3 protein-coding genes are annotated in these 2,437 nt (G+C 47.8%); all 3 read right to left on the bottom strand.

The window, feature by feature from the left end; translation table 11 throughout:
* On the bottom strand, positions 1-1,376 hold a 1,376-nt coding region (locus tag EPO18_RS11255; protein ID WP_292433463.1), incomplete at its 3' end, for an alpha-amylase family glycosyl hydrolase.
* 515 nt (positions 1,377-1,891) lie between these two features.
* Positions 1,892-2,125 carry a DUF883 domain-containing protein gene (locus EPO18_RS11250; protein WP_292433462.1) on the bottom strand — a complete coding sequence of 78 codons (234 nt, stop codon included), beginning with the start codon at positions 2,123-2,125 and terminating at the stop codon, positions 1,892-1,894.
* 15 nt (positions 2,126-2,140) lie between these two features.
* Positions 2,141-2,437 (bottom strand): BON domain-containing protein (locus tag EPO18_RS11245; RefSeq protein WP_292433461.1); only part of this gene is annotated, 297 nt, incomplete at its 5' end.

The following is a 2,437-nucleotide window of genomic DNA, read 5'->3' as shown; positions in this document are numbered from 1 at the left end:
CTGGTGGCCGCAAACTCCTGGCCTTGAAACAACATGGGCGTCTGCGGAGCCAATAAAAACAGCGCGGTTAAAGCACGATAGCGGTTAGGGCTGGTCAATAAATGAACACGTTTGCCGCTGCCGGAATTGGCCAATTGATCATGGTTTTGTATGAAGTTGATAAACTTGGCTGGGGACATGTCCAGCCCCGGCGTGCCGCGCGTATTGTTTTGCCATGAATACCATTGGCCTTGATACAAAAAACCCCGCTTCAATGTGGATACGAATTCCTGAGCGGTACCTCGATAATCACTATAGTAAGCATCTGCGCGCCCGGTCATCGCTACCATTGCGGTATGATGGAAATCGTCGTTCCATAACGCGTCTATGCCGAAGCCTCCTTGTTCGGGAGATAAAAATAATTTTGCGTCTTGCGGCTCATTTTCGCCAATAACAAAGGTTCTGCGCGGAGCTCCTGCGGTGCGCACTGTCTGTGCAATGGCGGCAATAATATTTTCAGCGGAGCTGTCGAAAATCTGCTGGGTTGCATCGATACGCAAGCCGTCAAGGTGGAACTCTTTAATCCAATACGCGGTATTGGCGAGCACATACTCGCGCACTGCGCTTGAGTTCGGCCCATCGAAATTCAGCGGGTCGCCCCATTCGCACTGATAGCGGATAGAAAAATAATCGCTTGAGAATTTCCACAAATAATTGCCATCCGGGCCCAAATGATTGAATACCACATCCAAAATCACACCAAGACCCACGCCATGAGCCTGATTGACAAAAAACCGGAAATCGTCCGGGGTTCCATAAAGCCGTGTCGGCGCAAATAAATTGACACCGTCGTAACCCCAGCCAAACCGCCCCGGAAAATCGGCTACCGGCATGATCTGCAAGACAGTCACACCCAATGCAGCCAGTTCAGGCAGTTCTTTGGCTGCTGCGGTCCAACTGCCTTCATGAGTAAACGTGCCGATATGCATTTCGTAAATGACTTGGCCTTGGACTTCAATTCCCGGCCAGGCAGCATCCGTCCATCCAAACGTTAAAGCATCGATTACTTGCGAGGATCCATGCGGGCCTTGAGGTTGAAAACGCGACGCAGGATCGGGATAAGGCTGCGGGTCGTCATCCAGCAGGTAGCGGTACAAAGTGCCTACAGAAACATCTTGTATAGCTACAGAAAAATAACCGTTTCCTTCGCTTTGCAGTTCAACTTCGATCGGCCAATGAAGAGGATCAATATCTTCGCCTTTAGGATTCATTACCAGCTTTACTGTCTTTTTTTCAGGCGCCCAGACACGAAAATGCATGCCTTTTTCAAGCACTCGCTCTACCCCAACCGGGAATCGACGGGCATTGACTAATTCAGTAATTAACTGTTCGCTCATGATTATTTTTCCAGGCACACTACTTGATGGAAATGTTTTGTCCTGCGTAGGGCGTGCTGTGCACGCCTTGAAGATGCTAAGGCGCGCGCAGCACGCCCTACGGCAAATGTCCTATACCCGGAACAGCGGCCAGAGAACAAAATTTTCTGGACAACTATATTTCAATTATTACTATTTAACTTTATAAGATGATGGGCATCTCGATAAGTTTCGAGAGTGACTGGTATGTTGTGACGTTTCATAAACCCGGGCGAAAATTAACCTATGTACTAAATTTAGTCTGTTCGGTAACGAACATACATTGCTACCGAGAATTAACCCAATGTCCGGCAGCTAAAGGTATACTCAAGGAAACTAAGGGCAAGATAATAGACAACAAGGAAAGTATAAAACCCGGAAAAACGTGGGCCGGGCTTAGGCAGGCTATGGGAATGTCAAAAAGATTTTCATTAGCAGTAGATGATCAGCATCACATTAGAAACGACGGCAAGCAGTTGGAGCTATCTGCCGCTAGGCTATTCCCGACCGTTTACAGCAAAGCGACTCAGTAGAAAGCCTGCTGCTACGGCTATGCCCATTGATGTGATGGGGTTGTCATGAATATATGCACGGTAATTGTCCCTTAATTGCTGCTCGGCATTTTTCAATGGATCTCCTTTTTCGCCAAACGCTTCTGCGGCTTTATAGGCCATACCGGCAATTTTATCGATTGCTTCATGTACTGAATCAGGTGCTTTGTTTGTTTCCATAGAGATTATCCCCATCTATTTAATACGTATGTCATTCTTGACCGATTTTACGCCGGTGACACTGCGTGCAAGAGCGGCCGCTTTCTCGCTTTCGATACGGGTGTTTACGAAACCGCTCAATTGAACCACGCCTTTGAACGTGTCGACATTGACTTCGCGGGCTTTCAGGGCAGGATCACCGACCATCAGCGCGTTGATTTTGCCGGTGATAACGCTGTCGTCAAAATATTCTCCGGTTGCCTCCTGTGTTTTTGTCGATGCACAACCTGTGACTGTTATTAACGTCATGGCTAAAAAAAGCGCGGAAAAAAA

Origin of the sequence: Methylobacter sp., from assembly GCF_004322395.1 — a bacterium.
Lineage (GTDB): Bacteria > Pseudomonadota > Gammaproteobacteria > Methylococcales > Methylomonadaceae > Methylobacter_A.
Note: the sequence above shows the minus strand (reverse complement) of the source record. Positions and strands in the feature narration are given on the sequence as shown.

Excerpts from the sequence above, each read along its gene's own strand:
- EPO18_RS11250 (WP_292433462.1), bottom strand. The coding sequence starts at position 2,125 with ATGGAAACAAACAAAGCACCTGATTCAGTACATGAAGCAATCGATAAA.